The organism is Roseovarius sp. MMSF_3359, from assembly GCF_030733385.1.
Taxonomy (GTDB): Bacteria; Pseudomonadota; Alphaproteobacteria; order Rhodobacterales; family Rhodobacteraceae; genus Roseovarius.
The window spans coordinates 151,674-173,435 of the sequence record NZ_JASHJC010000002.1 but is presented as its reverse complement, the minus strand read 5'-3'; the positions used below and the strand labels follow the sequence as shown (position 1 = coordinate 173,435).

At 62.3% G+C, this 21,762-nt stretch carries 22 protein-coding genes; 8 read left to right on the top strand and 14 right to left on the bottom strand.

What is annotated here, in order from left to right; all coding sequences use genetic code 11:
• Window positions 1-14: 14 nt before the first annotated feature.
• Both RBB29_RS03695 and cobU read right to left on the bottom strand, forming a co-directional pair.
• Complete coding sequence (locus RBB29_RS03695) at window positions 15-587, bottom strand: histidine phosphatase family protein (protein WP_306112828.1); 573 nt, start codon at window positions 585-587, stop codon at window positions 15-17.
• The gene (gene cobU, locus RBB29_RS03690) at window positions 584-1,105 is read right to left on the bottom strand and encodes a bifunctional adenosylcobinamide kinase/adenosylcobinamide-phosphate guanylyltransferase (RefSeq protein WP_306112827.1); all 522 of its coding nucleotides are present in this window, start codon (window positions 1,103-1,105) and stop codon (window positions 584-586) included. Before cobU ends, RBB29_RS03695 begins: the two co-directional genes overlap by 4 nt.
• A 107-nt stretch (window positions 1,106-1,212) precedes the next feature.
• Between cobU and RBB29_RS03685 the strand changes: the two genes are divergently transcribed.
• From RBB29_RS03685 to RBB29_RS03660, 6 genes are all read left to right on the top strand, one after another.
• Window positions 1,213-2,091, top strand: a complete 879-nt coding sequence (locus tag RBB29_RS03685) for an RNA polymerase factor sigma-32 (RefSeq protein ID WP_306112826.1) — start codon at window positions 1,213-1,215, stop codon at window positions 2,089-2,091.
• Complete coding sequence (locus RBB29_RS03680) at window positions 2,088-2,858, top strand: ChaN family lipoprotein (RefSeq protein WP_306112825.1); 771 nt, start codon at window positions 2,088-2,090, stop codon at window positions 2,856-2,858. The genes RBB29_RS03685 and RBB29_RS03680 overlap by 4 nt, the downstream gene beginning before the upstream one ends.
• 84 nt (window positions 2,859-2,942) lie before the next feature.
• Window positions 2,943-4,136: a bifunctional phosphopantothenoylcysteine decarboxylase/phosphopantothenate--cysteine ligase CoaBC gene (gene coaBC, locus RBB29_RS03675; protein ID WP_306112824.1), complete on the top strand. Its 1,194-nt coding sequence runs from the start codon at window positions 2,943-2,945 to the stop codon at window positions 4,134-4,136.
• A 39-nt stretch (window positions 4,137-4,175) separates the two neighbouring features.
• Window positions 4,176-4,637: a dUTP diphosphatase gene (dut, locus tag RBB29_RS03670; protein WP_306113091.1), complete on the top strand. Its 462-nt coding sequence runs from the start codon at window positions 4,176-4,178 to the stop codon at window positions 4,635-4,637.
• A complete protein-coding gene (locus tag RBB29_RS03665) occupies window positions 4,637-5,707 on the top strand; it encodes a molybdopterin-synthase adenylyltransferase MoeB (RefSeq protein WP_306112823.1) in 1,071 nt (356 codons plus the stop codon). The genes dut and RBB29_RS03665 overlap by 1 nt, the downstream gene beginning before the upstream one ends.
• A complete protein-coding gene (locus RBB29_RS03660; RefSeq protein ID WP_306112822.1) occupies window positions 5,685-7,697 on the top strand; it encodes a M3 family metallopeptidase in 2,013 nt (670 codons plus the stop codon). Before RBB29_RS03665 ends, RBB29_RS03660 begins: the two co-directional genes overlap by 23 nt.
• Window positions 7,698-7,702: 5 nt before the next feature.
• Here the strand turns inward: RBB29_RS03660 and RBB29_RS03655 are convergent, their stop codons facing one another.
• The 7 genes from RBB29_RS03655 to RBB29_RS03625 form a co-directional block, all read right to left on the bottom strand.
• Window positions 7,703-8,434, bottom strand: coding sequence for an SDR family NAD(P)-dependent oxidoreductase (locus RBB29_RS03655; protein ID WP_306112821.1), 732 nt, complete (start codon window positions 8,432-8,434; stop codon window positions 7,703-7,705).
• A gap of 86 nt (window positions 8,435-8,520) precedes the next feature.
• On the bottom strand, window positions 8,521-10,017 hold the full coding sequence (locus tag RBB29_RS03650; protein ID WP_306112820.1) for a phosphomannomutase/phosphoglucomutase: 1,497 nt from the start codon (window positions 10,015-10,017) through the stop codon (window positions 8,521-8,523).
• 16 nt (window positions 10,018-10,033) lie between these two features.
• The gene (gene kdsA, locus RBB29_RS03645) at window positions 10,034-10,867 is read right to left on the bottom strand and encodes a 3-deoxy-8-phosphooctulonate synthase (protein WP_306112819.1); all 834 of its coding nucleotides are present in this window, start codon (window positions 10,865-10,867) and stop codon (window positions 10,034-10,036) included.
• A 38-nt stretch (window positions 10,868-10,905) separates the two neighbouring features.
• On the bottom strand, window positions 10,906-12,525 hold the full coding sequence (locus RBB29_RS03640; protein WP_306112818.1) for a capsule biosynthesis protein: 1,620 nt from the start codon (window positions 12,523-12,525) through the stop codon (window positions 10,906-10,908).
• The gene (locus RBB29_RS03635; protein ID WP_306112817.1) at window positions 12,503-13,162 is read right to left on the bottom strand and encodes an ABC transporter ATP-binding protein; all 660 of its coding nucleotides are present in this window, start codon (window positions 13,160-13,162) and stop codon (window positions 12,503-12,505) included. The genes RBB29_RS03640 and RBB29_RS03635 overlap by 23 nt, the downstream gene beginning before the upstream one ends.
• A 196-nt stretch (window positions 13,163-13,358) precedes the next feature.
• The gene (locus tag RBB29_RS03630) at window positions 13,359-14,387 is read right to left on the bottom strand and encodes a permease (protein ID WP_306112816.1); all 1,029 of its coding nucleotides are present in this window, start codon (window positions 14,385-14,387) and stop codon (window positions 13,359-13,361) included.
• Window positions 14,380-14,724 carry a helix-turn-helix transcriptional regulator gene (locus tag RBB29_RS03625; RefSeq protein WP_306112815.1) on the bottom strand — a complete coding sequence of 115 codons (345 nt, stop codon included), beginning with the start codon at window positions 14,722-14,724 and terminating at the stop codon, window positions 14,380-14,382. Before RBB29_RS03625 ends, RBB29_RS03630 begins: the two co-directional genes overlap by 8 nt.
• A 212-nt stretch (window positions 14,725-14,936) precedes the next feature.
• Between RBB29_RS03625 and RBB29_RS03620 the strand changes: the two genes are divergently transcribed.
• Together RBB29_RS03620 and RBB29_RS03615 are read left to right on the top strand one after the other, a co-directional pair.
• Window positions 14,937-15,524: a uracil-DNA glycosylase family protein gene (locus RBB29_RS03620; protein ID WP_306112814.1), complete on the top strand. Its 588-nt coding sequence runs from the start codon at window positions 14,937-14,939 to the stop codon at window positions 15,522-15,524.
• Window positions 15,517-16,293, top strand: a complete 777-nt coding sequence (locus RBB29_RS03615; protein WP_306112813.1) for an SseB family protein — start codon at window positions 15,517-15,519, stop codon at window positions 16,291-16,293. Before RBB29_RS03620 ends, RBB29_RS03615 begins: the two co-directional genes overlap by 8 nt.
• On the opposite strand, the gene RBB29_RS03610 is transcribed toward RBB29_RS03615, so the two are convergent.
• Genes RBB29_RS03610 through mreC form a run of 5 tightly spaced genes read right to left on the bottom strand, consistent with a single transcriptional unit; the run spans window position 16,294 to window position 21,760 of the window.
• Window positions 16,294-17,226 carry a glyoxylate/hydroxypyruvate reductase A gene (locus tag RBB29_RS03610; RefSeq protein WP_306112812.1) on the bottom strand — a complete coding sequence of 311 codons (933 nt, stop codon included), beginning with the start codon at window positions 17,224-17,226 and terminating at the stop codon, window positions 16,294-16,296.
• 5 nt (window positions 17,227-17,231) lie between these two features.
• Window positions 17,232-18,371 carry a rod shape-determining protein RodA gene (rodA, locus tag RBB29_RS03605; protein ID WP_306112811.1) on the bottom strand — a complete coding sequence of 380 codons (1,140 nt, stop codon included), beginning with the start codon at window positions 18,369-18,371 and terminating at the stop codon, window positions 17,232-17,234.
• On the bottom strand, window positions 18,368-20,311 hold the full coding sequence (gene mrdA, locus RBB29_RS03600; protein WP_306112810.1) for a penicillin-binding protein 2: 1,944 nt from the start codon (window positions 20,309-20,311) through the stop codon (window positions 18,368-18,370). Before mrdA ends, rodA begins: the two co-directional genes overlap by 4 nt.
• Window positions 20,308-20,841 carry a rod shape-determining protein MreD gene (locus RBB29_RS03595; protein ID WP_306112809.1) on the bottom strand — a complete coding sequence of 178 codons (534 nt, stop codon included), beginning with the start codon at window positions 20,839-20,841 and terminating at the stop codon, window positions 20,308-20,310. Before RBB29_RS03595 ends, mrdA begins: the two co-directional genes overlap by 4 nt.
• Window positions 20,834-21,760 (bottom strand): rod shape-determining protein MreC, encoded by a 927-nt coding sequence (gene mreC / locus RBB29_RS03590; protein ID WP_306112808.1) that lies wholly within the window; start codon window positions 21,758-21,760, stop codon window positions 20,834-20,836. Before mreC ends, RBB29_RS03595 begins: the two co-directional genes overlap by 8 nt.
• Window positions 21,761-21,762 lie beyond the last annotated feature (2 nt).

The window sequence follows — 21,762 nt, the reverse complement described above, 5'->3', positions numbered from 1 at the left end:
TGTGCGGATGCCCATCACGGAATGTGATTGATGCCCTCGGCGTGCCACCGGGCGCCGTCCCAATGCAGCTCGGTGACCGAGAGATTGTCGATCCGGTGGCTGAAGGCCTCATAAGCGCCCACCTGCAGGGCCTGTTGCACCTGTGTTAGGATCGCGCCGAAATGCGCCACCGCGATAATGTCGCGTCCCGGATGCGCCGCGATCAGGCGCGCAACACCGCGATCCACCCGCGCAACGACCTCGTGCCAGCTTTCACCGCCGGGGGGGCGGACATCGCCGGGCTGGTCCCAAAACGCGCGGACATGGTCCTGATCCGGGATGGTATCGAAGCCCTGCATCTCCCACGCGCCGAAATGGATTTCGCGCAGGTCGGCATCATGGCTCAGGCGGTCGCGCGTCCCTGCGATGGCATCGGCCGTGGCCGTCGCGCGGATCAGGTCCGACGATATGACGAGCGCGTCAGCCGGGAGATGCGCCGAAAGGCGGGCAATTTGCGCCGTGTCACTCAGATCCGCGGCGATGTCGGACCAGCCCACCATGGCCTTGGCGTGGGTCGGACCGTGCCGTACCCAGAAAAACCGGCTCATGGCAGCGTACCCTTGAGAACCTGCGGCAGTCCTGCCATCACGTTCACGACCAGATCGGCCCGTGACGCCAAGGATTGGTTGAGCCTTCCTTGCGCGTTCTGGAAACGCCGCGCCAGTTGATTGTCCGGCACAACTGACAGGCCGACCTCGTTGGACACAACGATAATCGGCGCTTTTGAGTCTTGAAGCGCGGCCATCAAACCCGCCTCGGCGCGGGTCAGGTCACTTTCTGCAAGCAAATGATTGCTCAACCACATCGTGGCGCAATCAAGCAAGATCACGTCATCCCCGGTCGCCGCCTCAATCGCAGGTGCCAGATCCATCGGCGCCTCATGGGTCCGCCAACCCTCGCCGCGCATCTCCTTGTGTTTTCGCACTTTTTCGCGCATCTCATCGTCAAAAACCTGCGCTGTGGCGAGGTAGATCAACCCGCGACCGGACCTTTTCGCCAGCCCTTCGGCAAAAGCGGATTTGCCCGAGGCAGCGCCTCCCAGCACCAGTGTCAGCTTTGGTAGCATGACGAATTCGCACCCTTTTTTGATCCGCTTTGATTGGGCCTGCGTACCATTGGATGAGAAACTGAAAAAGAGCGCAAATTACGCAGCCATTGAACAGGGGGCCGAAGATGCCTTTGGACGCACCATACCAGAACAACTTTTCGCGCACGGCGATGAAGGCCGAGATGCTGGATGCCGAAACTGAACGTGAACTTGCCTATGCCTGGCGCGACCACAAGGATGAGGCCGCTCTTCACCGCCTGATAAACGCCTACATGCGGCTTGCAATTTCGATGGCATCGAAATTTCGGCGGTATGGCGCGCCGATGAATGATCTCATCCAGGAGGCCGGGCTTGGCCTGATGAAAGCCGCCGACAAGTTCGATCCCGACCGCGGGGTTCGCTTCTCGACCTACGCGGTGTGGTGGATCAAGGCGTCGATCCAGGAATACGTGATGCGCAACTGGTCGATGGTGCGCACCGGCAGCACCTCCAGCCAGAAGTCGCTATTTTTCAACATGCGCCGGGTTCAGGCCCGGATCGAGCGCGAGGCGATGGCCAAGGGTGAAGAGCTTGATGGCCATCAGCTGCGGGAGATGATCGCGCATGAGGTCGGTGTGCCGCTTCGCGACGTCGAAATGATGCAAGGTCGGCTGGCGGGCTCCGACTTTTCCCTGAACGCGACACAATCCACCGAGGATGAAGGCCGCGAATGGATGGACACGATCGAGGATGAAGGCCCCCGTGCCGAACATCTGGTCGAGGCCGAGCATGACCAGGCGGCTCTGCGCACCTGGTTGACGCAGGCGATGGGGACGCTGAATGACCGCGAAAGGTTCATTGTCCGTGAACGCAAGCTGCGCGAACAGCCCCGCACGCTGGAAAGCCTCGGCCAGGAACTGAACCTGAGCAAGGAGCGGGTTCGGCAGCTTGAGGCCGCCGCCTTCGTCAAGATGCGGAAACAGCTTGAACGCCACGGGTCCGAGGTTCATAACCTCTTGGTATGAAACCCCTTATCGCTACTGTCGGCCTCTTTGTAGGCCTGTTTCCTGTGCGCTTGTCGGCGCAGGACGCGCTGATCCTTGGTGAGATACATGACAACCCGGCTCACCACGTGGTGCAGGCGGACCGCGTGGCGGAATTTGACCCCAAGGCACTTGTTTTTGAGATGCTCACCGCCGAGCAGGCGGCTCGGGTCACGCCTGATCTGTTGCAGGACGCGGCGGCACTTGAAGCGGCATTAGGCTGGTCCGAGAGTGGATGGCCGGATTTTTCGATGTATTACCCGATTTTCGTGGCCTCGGATGCGCAGATCTTTGGTGCCGCGGTTCCCCGGGAGGCGGCGCGGCAGTCGATGTCATCCGGTCTGGCCGCTGCCTTCGGCGAGGATGCAGACCGCTTCGGGCTGACCCGGCCCTTGCCCCCAGCCGAGCAGGCGGCGCGTGAGAAGTTGCAAGCCGCGGCCCATTGCGACGCGCTGCCCCAGGACATGCTGGCGCCGATGGTGGATATCCAACGTCTGCGCGATGCCACCCTTGCCCGCGAGGTCATCCGCGCCCTGGCGGAGACCGGCGGACCGGTGGCGGTGATCACCGGCAACGGACATGCCCGCAAGGATTGGGGCGTCCCGGCCATCCTGGCGCAGGTGGCGCCCGATCTGGATGTGCAAGTTCTGGGTCAGACGGAGGATGGCGCGCCGCTTGAGGGCGGATTTGACGAGGTGCATTCAAGCCCCGCACATCCCCGTCCCGATCCCTGCCTCGCCTTTCAGTAGCGTCGGTCACTGCCGCGCGGCCCGCTCTTGTCACTGTTCATATCCCGCAATACTGTCGCGCAAGACCCAAAAGGAATATGGCCCATGTTGGTGTCCAAACGTATCCTCCTGATCATTGGCGGCGGCATTGCGGCCTTCAAATCGCTGGATCTGATTCGGCGGTTGCGCGAACGCGGGGCCTCTGTGACACCGGTCCTGACGCGGGCGGGGGCGGAATTCGTCACGCCACTTTCGGTGTCGGCGCTGGCGGGCCGAAAGGTGTTTCAGGACCTCTTTGATCTGACCGACGAGGCCGAGATGGGTCATATCGAGTTGAGCCGCAGCGCCGACCTGATCGTGGTAGCGCCCGCAACAGCCGATTTGATGGCCAAGATGGCGCAGGGCCAGGCGGATGACCTGGCCTCGACCCTGCTGCTGGCGACCGATACGCCGGTTCTTGTGGCGCCAGCGATGAATGTCCGCATGTGGGAGCACCGCGCCACCCGGCGCAATCGCGCCACGCTGGAGGATGACGGGATCATGTTTGTGGGCCCGAACGCGGGCGACATGGCCTGCGGCGAATATGGTCCGGGACGGATGGCGGAACCCCTTGAGATCGTCGCAGCGATTGAGGCCGCCCTCGCCGACGGGCCGTTGAATGGCAAGCGTGTGCTGGTCACTTCCGGTCCCACCCACGAGCCGATCGACCCGGTGCGGTACATTGCCAACCGGTCGTCGGGGGCGCAGGGGACGGCGATTGCACGGGCGCTTTCGGCCTTGGGGGCGGAGGTGGTGTTTGTCACCGGACCTGCCGATGTGCCGCCGCCCGATGGCGTGCAGGTGATCCGCGTGCAAACCGCGCAGGAGATGATGGACGCCGCACAGTCGGCGCTGCCCGCGGATGCCGCCGTCTTTGCCGCCGCAGTGGCCGATTGGCGCGTTGCCAAGGCCAGTGACAGCAAGATGAAAAAGACCAAGGGCGGGTTGCCGACGCTCGATTTTGCCGAAAATCCGGACATCCTCGCCACGGTCAGTCAGATGAAAGAGGGCCGGCCCGGTCTGGTGGTGGGCTTTGCCGCAGAGACCGATGATGTGGTCGAAAACGCCACCGCGAAACGGGCGCGCAAGGGTTGTGATTGGATCGTGGCCAATGACGTGAGTGCGGGTACCGGAATTATGGGGGGCGTTGAAAACGACATCACCCTGATTTCAGACGCGGGTGCCGAAGATTGGCCGCGCATGGCCAAGGATCAGGTGGCGGCACGGTTGGCGGAGCGGATTGCCAAGGCGTTGAGCTGAGGTATTTTGAGTATTTCCGGCAAGATGAAAGGGCAGGGGATGGTGACGGTCAGGCTGATCTGGGACGAAGGCGCTGACCGGTCTCTGGGCTTGCCTGCCTATGAAACGGGGGGTGCGGCGGGTGCTGATCTGCGGGCGAATTTTCCCGAGGCGGATCGTGATGGCGTGGTGATTGCGCCGGGCGCGCGGGCGCTGGTGCCGACGGGGTTGAGGGTGGCCATTCCCGTGGGGTTCGAGGCGCAGTTGCGCCCGCGGTCGGGGTTGGCGCTGAAGCATGGCATCACGCTGCCCAATACGCCTGGAACGATCGACAGCGATTATCGCGGGCCTTTGGGCGTGATCGTGATGAATGCGGGCGCCGAGGCGTTTCATGTCACCCACGGGATGCGGATTGCGCAGATGATTGTCGCCCCGGTGGTGCAGGCGGCGTTTGAACTGGTTGAGGCTCTCGATGATACCGCGCGCGGGGCGGGCGGGTTTGGATCGACGGGGCGGGTCTGATGGTGCTGGTTCTTGGTCTGGCGGTGGCGCTTTGGGGGCTTGGGGCCGCGATGGGAACGCCGAGGTCGCTGCGATGGGGGATGATCGGATGTCTCTGGGTTGGGGTGGTTTTCCTGCACCTGATCCTGCCATCCGGCAACCCGCTTCGGCTTGCCACCGGTGAAACGGCCGCGCCCTGGCTTTTGCTTGGGGGTGCGGCGGCGATTGTGCTGGCCTATCGGGAAGGGCTGCGACTGCTGCGTGCCCGGGCCAATCCGTTACCGACCGCGCCCGCCAGCACACCGGGTCAGTTCACTGAGGCTCAACTGGAACGCTACGCGCGCCATATCGTCCTGCGTGAAATCGGCGGGCCGGGGCAGAAGGCGCTGCGCGAGGCGCGGGTCCTGGTCATCGGCGCGGGCGGGCTTGGCTCTCCGGTTCTGCTCTATCTCGCGGCGGCGGGTGTGGGGACCATCGGGGTGATCGACGACGATGTGGTCGACAACTCCAACCTGCAACGGCAGGTCATTCATCGCGATGCGGATATCGGCATGCCCAAGGTACAGTCCGCCCAGGCCGCGATGCAGGCGCAAAACCCGTCGGTCACCGTGCGTCCCTATCAACGCCGCCTGACCGAGGAGATCGCCGCGACGCTTTTTGCCGAGTATGATGTGATCCTCGACGGCACCGATAATTTTGCCACCCGGTACCTGGCCAACAAGATCGCGGTTCAAGCGGGTAAGCCGTTGATCTCCGGGGCTTTGTCGCAATGGGAAGGGCAGTTGAGCGTGTTTGATCCCGCCCATGGCACGCCCTGCTATCAATGTATCTTCCCAGAGGCACCCGCGCCCGAACTTGCGCCGTCCTGTGCCGAGGCGGGCGTGTTGGGGCCGCTGCCCGGTGTTCTTGGATCGATGATGGCGGTGGAGGCGATCAAACTTGTCACCGGGGCGGGTACGCCTTTGTGCGGTGAAATGCTGATCTATGACGCGCTTTATGGCGAAAGCCGCAAATTCACCCTCAAACCCCGCGCGGATTGCCCTATCTGCCATGGAAAAGGAGCTTCGGATGACAAACCCCTTGCTGGCTGATTGGAACACACCTTTCGAAATTGCGCCGTTCGACCGGATTTCCGATGCAGATTTCGAAGAGGCGTTCGATATCGCCCTGGCGCAGGGCCGCACGGAGATCGCCGCAATCGCCGGCGCGCCGGAGACCGCGACATTTGCCAACACTATCGAGGCGTTAGAGACATCCGGGAAGGCACTCGACAAGGTGTTGTCGGTATTCTTTTCCCTGGCCGGGGCCGACAGCAATCCGAAGCGCCAGGAATTGCAGCGGGTCTTCAGCCCGAAATTGGCGGCGTACAGTTCGGAAGTGCATGGGAACAAGGCACTTTTTGCGCGGATTGACAGGCTTTGGCAGACGCGCGAGACGCTTGGCCTTGGTGCGGAACAGGAGCGTCTTTTGTATCTGACCCGGCGTGGGTTCGTCCGTGCGGGCGCGGCCCTGACCGGTGATGAGGATGCGCGCATGCGCGAGATTATGGCCCGGCTGGCGGAACTGGGCACTGCGTTCACGCAGAACCTGCTGGCGGATGAGGCCGCCTGGCACATGGAACTGGCCGAAGAAGATTTGGACGGGTTGCCGGACTTCCTTGTTGGTGCCGCGCGGGCGGCGGGGGCCGAGAAGGGTCTTGTTTGTCCGGTCATCACGTTGTCACGGTCGCTGATCGTGCCTTTCCTGCAATTCTCTACCCGGCGCGACCTGCGCGAGATTGCGTTCAATGCCTGGGTGGCCCGCGGAGCGAATGGTGGCGACACCGACAATCGTGGGATCGCTGCGGAGACGCTGGCCCTACGGCAGGAGCGCGCGGCCCTTCTTGGGTATGACAGCTTTGCCGACTTCAAGTTGGAAACAGAGATGGCCAAGACACCCCAGGCGGTGCGGCAACTCCTGATGGATGTGTGGGAGCCGGCGAAGGCGCGCGCAGAGGCGGATGCCGAAGTGTTGACCGCGATGATGCAGGCTGATGGCGTCAATGGTCCGCTGGAGCCGTGGGACTGGCGGTACTATGCGGAGAAACGCCGGAAGGCCGAGCATGATCTGGATGAGGCGGCGCTCAAGCCCTATCTGCAGCTTGACCGGATGATCGAGGCGGCCTTTGCCTGCGCCAAGCGGTTGTTCAACCTCGATTTCAAACCGCTCGACGTGGCCCTTTATCATCCGGATTGCCGCGCATGGGAGGTGACCCGAGATGGCGGCCATGTGGCGGTTTTCATTGGGGATTACTTCGCGCGGGGGTCAAAACGCTCTGGTGCTTGGTGCTCGGCAATGCGGGGGCAGGCCAGGTTCCCCGATGTGCAGGGGCCCGTGGTCATCAACGTCTGCAACTTTGCCAAGGGTGACCCGGCGCTTCTGAGCTATGACGATGCGCGCACGCTTTTTCACGAGTTCGGCCATGCCCTGCATCAGATGTTGTCGAACGTGACCTACGAGAGCCTTTCCGGCACCAATGTGGCGCGTGATTTTGTCGAACTGCCGAGCCAGCTATACGAACACTGGCTGGAGGTTCCCGCGGTGCTGGCCGAGTTTGCCACCCATGCTGAAACCGGCGCGGCGATGCCGCAGGATATGCTCGACAAGGTGCTGGGTGCTGCCAATTTCGACATGGGTTTCCAGACCGTGGAATATGTCGCCTCGGCGCTGGTGGACCTAGCTTTTCACGAAGGTGCCGCACCGGCCGATCCGATGGCGAAACAGGCCGACGTGCTGGCGGAAATCGGCATGCCGCGGGCGATCACCATGCGCCATGCCACGCCGCAATTCGCCCATGTGTTTGCCGGCGACGGGTATAGCTCGGGTTACTATAGCTACATGTGGTCCGAGGTGATGGATGCCGATGCCTTCGCCGCTTTCGAGGAGGCGGGCGATGCGTTTGATGCGGAGCGTGCCGGTGCGCTTGAAGTAAATATCCTTTCAACCGGCGGATCGCGGGATGCGGAGGAGCTTTACCTGGCGTTCCGCGGTCGCCTTCCCGGCGTCGAGGCTTTGCTCAAGGGGCGCGGGCTGGCGGCGTGACGCACTCAGACGTGTTGCGCGCCATTCACTTCGAGTTCGGCACCCGAGATGTACGAACTCGCCTCGGAGCATAGAAAAAAGATTGCGGACGCGACCTCTTCCGGTTGGCCAAGGCGGCGCATCGGCAGGGCATCCACCAACTTTTCCGTGCCGGGGCTGAGGATCGCGGTCTCGACCTCGCCGGGGGCGATGGCATTGACGCGCACGCCCATCGGCCCGAAATCATGCGCCATCTCCCGCGTCAGCGCCGCCAGCGCCGCTTTGGACGTGGCATAGGCGGCCCCGGCAAAGGGATGCACCCGGGATCCGGCGATCGAGGTCACGTTGACCACGCTGCCCTTGGCGGCGGCCAACTCGTCCTTGAGGCCACGGGCCAGAACCACCGAGGCGAAGAAATTGACGTGAAAAACCCGACCCCAGGTTTGCAGATCTGTGTCGATCGTGTTCAGGCGCTCTCCCTCCGGCCCCTTGGGAGAAATACCCGCATTGTTGACGAGGGCGTCGAGGGAGCCATCCAGCCGTTCGCGAATGGTCTCAATGGCGCGGATCGTCGTGTTCGGATCGGAAAGGTCCACCTGGATATGGTTGTCGCCACCGCTCCACGGGCAGTTGTCGTCGAAGGGTTGGCGCGAACATGAAATGACCCGCCATCCGGCCTGATCGAAATGGCGCACCGTGGCATGTCCGATCCCGCGGCTTGCGCCGGTCAGCAGCAGTGTTTTTTGACGCTCGCCCATATCTCTCGGTTCCTTTCAAACGATGCCATCTCCGACGGCCGCCGCATGGAACGGGCACTGGCGGGAGGCCCGCCTGGCCCCGGGGTTCAGATCGTCTGGTCGTAATCGCCGACGGATGGCTCCGTCCGGATCACCGCGTCAATATCGGCGAAGATGGCGCGCATTTCATCGTCGCTTTCGCTGCTTTCGCAGACCACGACGAGGTTTGGCGTGTTCGACGACGCCCGCACCAGCCCCCAACTGCCGTTATCGAGGATAACCCGCGCGCCGTTGACGGTGACCACTTCCTTGATGGGACGTCCGGCGATTTTTTCACCGGCTTCGTGCTTGGCAACAAGCTTCTGCACCAGCCGCTCCAACACGTCGTATTTCTCGGTATCCGCGCACCAGGGCGACATCGTGGGCGTCGAATAGGTGACCGGCAGCGCCTTGCGCAAGTCCGACATGCTCATGTCGGGGTTGCGGTCCATCAGCTTGCAGATCTCGACCGCGACGCGCATCCCGCAATCGTAACCACGCCCCACCGGCTCGGCCAGGAAGTAATGCCCGGATTTCTCGAACCCCGCCAGCGCGCCGATCTCCTTGACCCTGCGTTTCATGTGGCTGTGGCCGGTTTTCCAGTAATCCGCCTTGACGCCATTGGCCTGAAGCTCGGGGTCCGAGGCGAAAAGCCCGGTGGATTTCACGTCCGCCACGAAGGTGCTGCCGGGGTGCAGTTTGCTGAGATCCCGCGCCATGATGACGCCCACCTTGTCGGCAAAAATCTCTTCGCCCTCGTCATCCACCACGCCGCACCGGTCGCCATCGCCATCAAAGCCAAGGGCAAAGTCCGCGCCGCTGGCCTTCACCGATGCGCTCATGTCATGCAGCATTTCCATCGCTTCGGGGTTCGGGTTGTAGTTCGGGAAGGTATAATCCAACTCGTTATGCGAGGGGACAACCTCAACCCCCAGCCGTTCGAAGAGTTCAGGCGCAAAGGCGCAGGCGGTGCCGTTGCCGGTCGCACAGACGACCTTCAACTTGCGGCTCATTTTGAAATCACCGACGAGGTCATCGAGGTACGCCTCGCGCACACCGTCCACGAATTCATAGGCGCCGCCCGGGCGTGGCTCTCCCCGTCCTTCCAGCACGATATCGCGAAGTTCGGACATCTCGTCGGGGCCATGCGTTAGCGGGCGGTCAAAACCCATCTTCACGCCGGTCCAGCCATTGGGGTTGTGGCTTGCCGTCACCATGGCCACCGCCGGCACGTCCAGGTGGAACTGGCTGAAATAGGCCATGGGGCTGAGGCAGGGGCCGATATCCTTGACGGTGATCCCGGCGCGCATCAACCCGAGGATCAGAGCGTTTTTGATGGAAAGCGAATAGTCGCGATAGTCGTTGCCAACCGCGATCACCGGGTCAATGCCACGCGCGTGCATCTGCGTGCCAAGGCCCAGGCCGAGCGCGGTGATGCCGGGCAGGTTGATCTCATCGGGGTATTTCCAACGCGCGTCATACTCGCGGAAACCCGTGGGTGTGATCATCGCATCGCGGAGGAATTCCCAGGTATTGGGGGTGACGGTCGGCTGGGGTTTGGTCACTGTCAAAACTCTTTCTTCAGATCGAAATCGGATTCTCTTTTGCCAGCGCGTCAAAGCGCATCAATGTGTCAACAAGATGGGGCATTGCGGCCAAATGGATCATATTTGGCCCGTCCGAGGGGGCATTATCGGGGTCTTCATGGGTTTCGATGAATACCGCCGCGACACCAAGGCTAACCGCGGCGCGTGCCATGACCGGTGCAAACTCGCGCTGTCCGCCGCTTGATCCGCCTTTGCCGCCCGGTTGTTGTACCGAATGGGTGGCATCCATCACCACCGGATATCCCGTTGCGGCCATCTGCGACAGGGATCGCATATCTGCCACAAGCGTGTTATACCCGAAACTCGTGCCGCGCTCGGTCAGCATGAGGCGCGTATTGCCGGTGCTTTCCAGCTTGGTCACGATGTTGGGCATTTCCCAGGGGGCGAGGAACTGCCCCTTCTTGATGTTGATTGCAGCCCCGGTCTCGCCTGCGGCCAGCAAAAGGTCGGTCTGCCGGCATAGGAAGGCCGGGATTTGTAGCACGTCACAAACCGCAGCCACCGGTGAGCATTGATCGGGCAGGTGGACATCGGTCAGCACCGGCACGCCAAGCGTTTCCTTGACGGATTGCATCACCTTTAGGCCCTTATCAACCCCCAACCCGCGCTTGCCCGAAAGCGATGTGCGGTTGGCCTTGTCGAAGGAGCCCTTGAAGATGAATTGCGCGCCGGCGGCTTTGCAGGCCTCGGCCATCTGCCCGGCGATCATCTGCGCATGGTCGGTGCTTTCCAGCTGACAGGGCCCGGCGATGATGGTCAGCGGCTGGTCATTGCCCACATTCAGTCCGGCGATCTCTACCTGTTTCATGTGCTGCAACGTCCTCACGCAATGCGATCCGGCTGCGCCTAAGACGAAACCTGCTCTTTCAGGATCGAGGCGGTCAGCGATATCATCAGGTAAATACCGGCAAAGATCAGGAAGGCAAGGATCGTGTTCTCGAACGCCCGCGGATAGGAGGGATCCTGCGAGGCGACCGGGCGTACACTGACCGTCAGGTAACGCACCTGCTTATTGGCCTCGATCTCACTCAACCGCTTCGATTCCAGGGCCGATTGCAGGATGATGTCGGCGGTCGCGAGGTCCTGCTGCGCCATCTGGATGTCAGAGGTTTGCGACGCCAGGGAGCTTTCGCCCTCCGTGGCCTGGTTGAGCCGTGCCTTCTGCTTGCTGAGTTCCGCGCTCAGAACTTCGATCTCGCTGGTGAGCGCATCGACCTTGGCCTGGTTGGGCCTGGCATTGTTGAGCTGAATATCCAGCGCCAGTTGTTTCTCCTGCAACTGCAGTTCCACCGTGCTGACCAGCTGCCGGATGCCGGCGATCTCGCCTTCGGGGTCGAGGATCGTTCCCTCCTGCAGCTGCACAAGGCGCTCCTGCGCCGCGCGGCGTTGGGCCTTGGCATCTTCCAGGCCCCGGTTCGCGGTTTCAACCGCATCTGTTCGTTTCTCGCTGCTGAGCTGATCGACATTCTCCTCGGCATATTCGATCAGTCTTTGGGAAAAGAGCGCGCTGACCTCCGGGTCGGCGGTGGAAAGCTCCATCTTGATGACGCCCTCGGTGGGGTCGTAGCCGAGCTTGATGTATTTTTTGTAGAGCTTGTAGGCCTCTTCGTTACTGGCATCCGGGTCAAGCCGCTGGATCGGGTCGATATGCTCCTGGCTGAAATGCGCGCGGAAACCCAGTTCCCGGTCAAGCCGCAACATCGCATCCTTCGATTGGAGATAGGATTGGGTCGCGATCGAGTCCTGGCCGGTGGCAAAGGATGTGCCGCTGAACAGACCGGCAGGCGCGCTGCCGCCGCTGCCATCGGCGGTCAGGATAAGGAATTCGGATTTGGTGGCGTACATCGGCGTGGCCACGGCGTAGTAGTAATAGCCGGCGATCAGGGTAGGTAGAAAGACGAAGGCCGTGAGCCGCGACAGCAGCAGGAGGAGCTTGCGTCGCCGCCGCTTGGCAATGTCGCGCTGGATGCCCATGATTTCGGCAGCGCGCTGTTCGGACGGGCTGAGATCGGTCGAGGGCAGGGTCTGCTGATCCGCGGGGATCGTCTGGGGCAGTTGCACACGTTTCTGGGCCGTGTCCGGCCGGGTTTCGGGTTTCGCGGCATCCTCTCCGGCGACGACCTCGAGGATGTTGATGCGCTGAAACGGATCGATACCTTTCTGCCGAAGCAGCCGGACGGCGTCAAAATCCGACACCGGCGCCAGCCCGTGTTTCTGCGCCATGCGGCGCGCCATGCGCAACTGGCGCCCCGTCAGCCCCTCTTTGCGGATTTCGTCGATATCCTGCGACGTCGCCGTCTCCCGCGCCGAGCTGACCTGCCCGCTTTGCCCCTGCGTGGCCTGCTCTTGCTGGTCCGCGTCCGGGGACGCCTCGGGACGTGCGGCGTCCGCCTCTGGCGCTGCGGCATCAGGGGCGGGTGCATTGCGGCGAATGCGGAATTTCCTAGCCTTGGGTTTCGTAGTCATAAAGCCGTTTTGCCTCTTCCAAGGTGTCGAACATATGCAGTTTGCCGCCCATGAGGACAGCGGCCTCGCGGGCGAATTTTTCCAGGGTGTTGGGCTGGTGTGATACGATGATCACGGTTGTTGTGCGCAGCCGTTCGCGCAGGATTTCGCCCGCTTTCTTGTTGAACTCGACATCGGTCGAACTCGGCATGCCCTCGTCGATCAGGTACATGTCAAAATCCAGCGCCAGCATCAGCGAAAATGTAAAGCGCGCCTTCATCCCCGAGGAATAGGTGCCGAGCGGCTGATCGAAATATTCGCCAAGATTGCACATCCAGCGGCAGAACGCTTCGATATAGTCCGGATCAAGCCCGTATAGCCGGGCGATGTAGCGGCTGTTTTCCATGGCCGAAATCTTGTTGACCACACCACCCATGAAGCCAAGGGGAAAGCTGATCCGGCAATCGCGTCGGATGCTGCCTTCGTCTGGCTTTTCGAGGCCTGCCATCATGTTCACAAGTGTCGTTTTGCCCGTACCGTTAGGGGCCAGAATGCCAAGCGACCGGCCAAGCTCCACCCGGAAGGAGACCTTTTCAAGGATCACCTTGCGCTGTGTGCCCGTCCAGAAGGACTTGCTGACATTCTCGAACTCGAGCATCCAAGGGCTCCGGTACTGCTTCGGCCTGCCCTCTTGTAGCGGGGCATTGTTAAGGCTTGTTTAGCCAATCTTTGCGCCATTATGTCGGATTTTTGCCGATCATGACAACAAAGCCGGTGCGTTTTATGGGGTTTGATGCAAAAAAACCGGCCCGCGGGCAGCGCGCGGCCGGTTCTTTTGACGTATGGTATCCGCCTCAGGCGACGGCTTGCCAGGCCATCCCGGCCAGAACCGCGCCGACCATCGCATAGCCGATATAGGCCGCAAAGACCCGCGGTTTGACCAAAGCCCAGACCGCGATAGCGGCGGGGATGCAGCTGACGCCGCCGGCGATCACGAAGCTCATCGCGGCGCCTTGCGTCATACCTTGGGCCAGCAGCGCATCGACCAGTGGCACGGCGGCATAGCCGTTCAAGTAGGCCGGTGCACCCACCAACGCGCCGAGGATAATCGGCCAGAGGCCTTCGCCGCCCAGAACCCTCGCCACCATTTCGGCAGGGATGTATTGCAGCATCACGGCTTCGATCACATAGGCCAGCGCCAGCCATTTCAGCAGGAAATGCGCGTTGTCGAGTGCCGTCTTGCGGAAGGTGTCGCGGCGCGGCGCCTCGGACCAGAATTTCCAGACCGGTTTGCCCTCGAACGGTTTGCTGCTGCTGCAACACCCGCCGCAGCCCTGTTTTGCCTCGCGTAGCGGGTTGGCAAAGACTGGGCTGTTGGCCATGAGCATCGTGGCGAAGCCGCCCAGGAGGCCGATACTGACCGCCGATACGGTTTTGGCGACCGCGAAGTCCCAACCCAACGTGCCGGAGGTGATGAGGAACATGGCCGGGTCCATCAGCGGCGAGGCCAGCCAGAATGCCATCACCGCGCCCAGGGGTGCCCCAAGCGCCAACATGGCAGCGATAAACGGGATCACCTCGCAGGAACAGAAGGGCGATAACCCGCCCAGAAGTGCTGCCAGCACGATCATCTTGGCCTGTCGTCCCTCGAACGCCTTGGCGAGCAGGGTCTCCGCGCCGCTGGCCTTCATATAAGCGACGGCCAGCACGGCGAAGGTGATGAAGGGCGCGGTGTGCCAGAGCGCACCCACCGCAAAGGTGATCGTCGGCCAGAACTGCGCCCAGTCCAGCACGGCGACCAGCGCCAGGATAACAATCAGCGCGGCCCAGGCCTTGTCGATGCGCCATTTGGGGCTTTGGGACGGGACGGTTGTCTCAGCCATGGGTATGTCCTTCATGGGGGTGGTCACTGTCGGCGCAGCATTCGCGCAACAGGAATTCCGAGATGGATTTCAATTCGTCATAGGCGACGGCCGCGCAGATGATGCTGCGCCCGCGTTTCTCCTGCCTGACCAACCCGGCCTGTGTCAGGATTTTCATGTGATGTGTCAGGGTCGATCCGGTTACGCCGGTGCGTTCGCCCAACTCCCCGATGCTCAGCCCTTCGGGGCCCGCGCGCACAAGGCTGCGCAGCACCGCAAGCCGTTGCTCACTGCCAAGCGCGGCAAAGGTAGAGGCCGCAAGGGCAAGGTCGAGATCGGGAATCGCTGTCTGTTTCATAATTCTAGAATTATCGAAATAAAAAATGACGCGCAACCGTTATTTCGAGTTTTGTCGAAATAGAATGACTGCGGTCTCGGCGTGATCCAATCACTCGGTGCAGCATCGTTCAAATTACCTGGCTGATCGTTTGTTTTTGACCTTCTATTCACAGGCGCCGTGCAAATCTGCCGTTTTTCACCTAGGTAATCTCAGACTCTCCTGGGATCACCATGACCGAGCTTACCGATCAAATATCCGCCTGCCGCCTCTGTGCCGACCGTTTTGCCGCGACCCATACGGCGCATGAACCCCGACCTGTGGCCTGGTTTCGCCCTTCCGCGCGATTGCTGATCGCGGGGCAGGCGCCGGGGATGCGGGTGCATAAATCCGGCAAACCGTTCGATGATCCATCTGGGGACCGACTGCGTGACTGGCTGGGGCTTTCGGTCGATGAATTCTACGACCAATCCCGCGTGGCGATCGTGCCGATGGCGTTTTGTTTTCCGGGGTATGACGCCAAGGGGTCCGATCTGCCGCCACCCCGGATCTGCGGCGAGACATGGCACGAAGAGGTGATGCAAACCCTTGCCGGGATCGACATGACGGTGTTGGTGGGCGGCTATGCGCACAAGTACCACATGGGCGTCAAAAGCGGCGTGACAGAGACCGTCAAAGGATGGCAGGCGCATGCGCCAAACCTCTTTCCCTTGCCTCATCCGTCCTGGCGCAATACAGGCTGGATCAAGAAAAACCCGTGGTTCGAGACAGACCTTCTGCCGGAATTGCGCACCCGGGTTCGCGAGGTCCTTGATGGTTGAAACACTTCTCGATGCGGCTTTTGCGGCGATGCAGGCCGAGGATGCGGATGATGAGGCGCGCCGCCGCTTCTATGAGCGTCTGACCGGGACCGAGCTCTTTCTGCTGCTCGACGCCGAGCCGGTGGATGACAAGATCTCGCCGCACGTGTTCGACCTCTCCGATCATTCCTTCGTGCTGGCTTTCGACCAGGAACACCGGCTGAGCCAGTTTACCGGCATCACCTCCCCCTACGCGGCGCTTTCCGGGCGGGTGATTTGCCAGATGCTGGCGCCGCAGGGGCTGGGCATGGGGTTCAATCTCGACGTGGCGCCATCCTCGATCCTGTTGCCCCCCGAAGCCGTGCAATGGCTGGCCGAGATGGATGCCACGCCCGAAGAAATCACCGCCAAGGTGCAGGCATTCGCCGCGCCCACCGGGCTGCCCGAGGCTTTTTTGCAGATCCTTGATACCCGTCTTGCCGCTGCCGAAGGCTTGGCCGACCTGGCCTACCTGGTGCAGGCAACCTACGAAAACGGCGCGACGGGCCACATGCTGGGCATCATCAATGCGCGTCCGAGCGCGGAAGAGGCGCTGGCGCATACGGTCGCGCAGGCGCTGGTGTTTTCCGGGCTGGAGGCGGGGTCCATTGATGTGGGGTTCTTCCAGGCAAGTGACCCGACTGCTGCCAGTCTTGCCCGTTGTGGGTTGCGGTTTGATTTGCCACAGGCCGAGGTCACGCTCCGCGCGGCACCGGGATCAAATCCGGACAAGCCGCCTATTCTGCGATAATCAATACCCCAAGTCACGATCTACCAGGTGCAAGAACGGCTCCCCGGCTTCACCCCGGCGGATGTTTTCGGCAATGACCTCTGCGGCGGTCTCCGCGCGGGTTTCCGAGGCGATATGCGGTGTCACGGTGACGTTTGGATGCGCCCAGTAAGGGTGATCCACAGGCAGCGGCTCCACCCGGAACACATCAAGCGTGGCATGGCCGATCTGCCCACTATCTAGCGCCTCTAGCAGCGCCGCGTCGTCGATGAGCGGACCGCGTCCGGGGTTGATGATGATGGCACCCTTGGGCATTTGCGCCAGTGTCTCTGCGTTCAGGGTATTTTCGGTCTCGGGAGTGAAGGGCAGGAGTAGCACGACGATTTCCGCTTGGCGCAGCGCCTTGGTCAACCCCTCCGCGCCAGAGAGACAGGCGATCCCGGCCACATCCTTGGGCGACCGGCTCCACCCGGTCACGTCGAAACCCAGATTGGCCAGCGCCGTGGCGCAGGCAGACCCAAGCGCGCCGAGGCCCAGCACCGTCACGCGACGGTCGCCTGCCAGCGGCGGCACGTATCGACGCCATTCGCCGTCCTGTCCGTGCACATGCAGATCGGTGTTCAAGTGATGGCGCAGGACATGGCCCGTCACCCATTCCACCATGCCCTGCGTCAGCCCGTGATCGACCATCCGCGCCAGCGGGATTTTGAGCGTTTCATTCCCCACCACATCCTCGACCCCGGCCCAGAGGTTCAGCACCGCCTTGGCGCGGGTAAAGGGGGTGAAATCCTGCACGTCGCTATTGGGTGCATAGACGATGTAATCGACTTCACCGGGTGGCAGATCAAGCGTAAGGTTGGCCTCGACCCCCGCAGCGGTGAGCGCGTTTTTCAGGGGTGTCTCGTAGGTTTCCCACCGCTCCGGGAGGGCGGCGAAGAGGACATTGACGGGCATCAACTCTACCTCGGTTTATGGATATGGGCGCTCTGGATCAGGCCGAAGCCCAGAAGCAGGATCAGCATGGCCGAGCCGCCATAGCTTACAAGGGGCAGGGGGACGCCGACGACCGGGGCCAGCCCCATGACCATCGACATGTTGACCGCGAAAAAGAGGAAAAACGTCGTCGCGATCCCGAGGATCAGCAGCGATGAATAGCGGTCGCGGTTCGACAGGGCCGCGATGATGCAGAAAAAGACGATCAACGCATAGAGCGACAGAAGCGAAAACGCGCCGACAAAGCCGAATTCCTCGGCCAGTGTGGTGAAGATGAAATCGGTGTGTTTCTCCGGCAGGAAGTTCAGCCGCGATTGCGTTCCCTGCATGAAACCCCGCCCGGTCCAGCCGCCGGAGCCGAGCGAGATCTTGGACTGCGTAATGTGATAGCCCGCGCCAAGCGGGTCACTCGCCGGATCGAGGAAGGTGTCGATACGTCGGAACTGATAGTCCTTGAGCAATTGCCAGGTTGTCCCCCGGCTTTGGAACACCGCCGTCACCAATCCCACGACCGCCGCCGTGACGACAGCAAAATATCCCCAATGCACGCCCGCGAGGAACATCACCAGCGCGCCTGCGGTGATAAGCAGGATCGACGTGCCGAGGTCGGGTTGTTTCAGGACCAGCGCCACCGGGATCAGGATCAGGATGACCGGGATCACCACCCAGATAAACCGCGATGTTTTCTTGAGCGGGAGCCAATCGTAATAGGCCGCAAGCACCATGACGAGGGCGATTTTCATCAGCTCAGACGGTTGCAGGCGCATGAAACCGAGGTTGATCCAGCGTTGCGCGCCCTTGCCTTCGACGCCCACAAGCTCCACCGCGACCAGGAGCAGCAGCGAGACGATATAGGCCACGACCGACATGTTGCGCCAGAACCAGATCGGCACCATGGCCACGAACATCATCAGCACGATGCCTAGAGCGAAGCGTTTCATCTGCGGCGCGGCCCAGGGCGAAAACGACCCGCCCGCGACGGAATAGAGCATCAGGAACCCGGCGGACGCCACGGCGATCAGCAGGATGATGAGCGGCCAGTTGAGGTAGAGCACCTTGCGCAACCCCGTGGGCGTCGTCTTGACCGTATATTCAAGATAACTCATGCGCGGTCACTCTTGTCTTTCTTGCGTTCGGGCCGGGCCTTGCGCAGTTTTTCCTGCTGCGTTTTGATCCGGGCGCGATCGGCGGCGGGGTAGGCTTCGAGTGGAGGTTCGCCGCCATAAAGCGTCTGCAAGGTCACGTCGCGGGCAATCGGCGCTGCCGCAGTCGAGCCGCCGCCGCCATGTTCGACCACAACCGCAACGGCGATCTTCGGGTTGTCGTAGGGCGCGAAGTTGACATAGAGCGCGTGGTCGCGCCGTTCCCAGGGCAGGTCGCGGTTGCGGGTCACGCCGCGCGCGCGTTCGGCCTTGGTGATGTTACGGACCTGGCTGGTACCGGTCTTGCCCGCCATCTTGAAGGCGTCTTCGATGATACGGCTGCGATAGGCCGTGCCGCGCCGGTTGTTCGACACCGCGTACATGGCCTTGCGCACCAGCCGCAGCAGGTTCTCGTTGATGCCCAGATCCTCGGCGGGCGCAACGGGCTCATCCACACCGTTCACGGATTTCACCAGCCGCGGTTTGACCATCTTGCCGGTCGCCAGGCGGGCGGTCATCACGGCCAGTTGCAGCGGCGAGGCCAGCACATAGCCCTGACCGATCGCGATATTGACCGTATCGCCCCGCAACCACTCGCTGCCCTTGCTTTCGAGCTTCCACGCCTTTGTCGGCGCCAGCCCTTGCGACACGCTGGTCATCGGCAGGTCGTGCACGACGCCAAGGCCCAGTTTCCGCGCCATCGCGCTGATCCGCTCGACACCCGTGCGTTGGGCGATGTCGTAATAGTAGACGTCGCAACTGTTGCGCAGCGACTTGTGCAGATCGACATTGCCATGCCCGCCGCGTTTCCAGCAATGGAAACGCCGCCCGCCCACCCGGAGGTGCCCGGGGCAGTAGACCGTTTCGCCGGGATCCACGAAACCGCCATCAAGCGCGGCCAGTGCGGTGACCATCTTGAAGGTCGAGCCGGGCGGGTAGACCCCTTGCACCGCCTTGTTGGGCAGGGGCCGGTATTTATTGTCGAGAAGCGCCTTGTAATCCGCGCTCGAAATGCCGCGCACAAAGAGGTTGGGATCGTAATTCGGCGCAGAAGCGCAGGCCAACAGGTCGCCGGTTTGGCAATCCATCACGACAACGGCGGCACTTTCGCCATCAAGGCGATCGTTCACATAGGCCTGGAGCTTGTTGTCGATGGTGATCTGTATGTCCTGCCCGGCCTCGCCCTCCTTGCGGTCAAGCTCGCGCATCACGCGGCCCGCGGCGTTAACCTCGACCCGCTTGGTGCCGGCGGTGCCGCGCAGGGTCTCTTCCATCTTGACCTCAAGCCCGATCTTGCCGATCTGGAACCGCGGGATCAGAAGCAGCGCATCGGGCGCGTCGATCTTTTCCAGGTCGCGATCACTGACCGCGCCGACATAGCCCACGATATGCCCGTAATCACCGCCACCGGGGTAATGCCGCGACAGGCCGACCTCGGGGGTGACGCCGGGCAGGGCGGGGGCGTTGACAGCGACGCGGCTGATATCTTCCCAACTGACCCGGTCGGCCACGGTGACCTGCGTGTCGCCGCGCAGCTCCCTGAGCTCGCGCCGGGCGCGTTTGAGTAGATCTTCGTCCAATTCGACCAGCCGCGACAGGCGGGTGATGACCTCTTCGACATCGCCCGCGTCCTCGCGCACCATCGTGATCCGGTAGGCCGGGGCGTTTTCGGCCACGATCGCGCCGGTGCGGTCAAAGATGCGGCCCCGCGCGGGCGGGATGAGGCGGATGTTGATCCGGTTCTCCTCGGCCAGCAGGCGGAACTGATCAGCCTGTTCGACCTGCATGTAGCGCATCCTGAGCGCCAGGAGCCCCATGAACCCGGCTTGCGCGCCGCCCAGGATGAGGCCGCGCCGGGTGATGACGCGCAGGCTGTCGGCGGTATCCTTGGTCGGGCGTCTCATATGTGCTGCCTTCCCGCGTCGACATCACCGGGGGCCATCTTGCGCACGCCAAAGACCGTCTGCGTGACAAGGACCACGAGCGGATACGCGATGAGCGTCATCACCAGTTGGATCAAGCTGAGGCCCAGGGGCGCCTGATCGACCACAGTGATGCCAAGGATGATGCGATAGCCGAGTGTCATGATGACCAATGTGGTCGAAACGGTGAGCCATTCCACCGGAAAGGTCAGATCGCGCAGGCCCGGCGCGCGGTTGCGTAGGGTTTCACTGCCCAGAAGCACCAGCGCCGCCCAGAGACCCGGGGGCCGCTGCACCAGAAGGTCCGCCAGCAGGAAAATCAGCGCAATCAGGATGGGGGGCGCATATTCGGGCCGCCGCAGCACCCAGGCGAAGGTCACCACCACGACCAGTTCCGGCGCGGCCCAGACCTTGGGCACCGTGTCGAGCGGCAAAAGCTGCACGAAAAGAAGCGCCATGCAGACGATGAAAAAGAGGCAGCGCATGAACCATGGGCGACGAGTGCTAGCCATTACCACCCTCCGCCGTTGCGTCAGTCGCGGTCTCCGGTGTCTCGGTCGGGTCGGTCAGGACCTTGGGGGCAATGAGGCGACCGGGATCGGTGATGCCCTCGTTGCCGTAATCGCGCAGCACGCGCAGGAACTTGAGGCGTTCATAGTCGGCTGCAAGGCGCGCGCGCATCCGCCCGCCGGGATCTTCGGCCACTTGCCCCACGAGAAGCCCTGCCGGGAAGACACCACCATCGCCCGAGGACATGATCCTGTCGCCCGGGCGCACCTGATCGGCGTCTTCGATGAAGTCGATCACCGGCGCGGCAGTGTTGTCCCCGATGAGCAATGCCTGCTGTCCCGAGGGTTGGATCGTGACCGGCACGCGGCTCGACGTATCGGTCAGCAGGATCACCCGCGCGGTCTTGTTGCCCACGCCTGAGATCCGCCCGACAAGGCCCAGCCCGTCCATCGCGGCCCAGCCATCGACGATCCCGTCGCGCCCCCCGACATTGAGCAGGACGGACTGGCGGAAGGGCGATCCGCTATCGGCCAGGACAACCCCAGTCACGAAGGTCAGGCGCGGATCAAGCTGCACATTGTTCAGGTCGAGCAGCCGTGCGTTTTCCTGTTCAAGCTGCAACGCGGCCTCTTTCCACGCTTTCATTTGTTGAAGTTCGCGGCGAAGCTCTTGGTTTTGTTGGTAAATGCGTGTGTAGCTTTGGAAATCCCGCAGGATGTTGACCGTGCCGGTGACCGGCGCCATGGCCCAGTCGAAATTGGGCACAAGCGTATCGGTGACCTGCGCGCGGAAACGTTCCACGCGGGGGCTGTCGATCCGCCAGAGCAGGAAGATGCCGAGCAGGCACAGAAGAATCACACCGAAAAGCAGGCGCTTTAGCGGGCCGGTGTATTCGCCAGTGTGTCCTCGGTCTTTTGCCAATG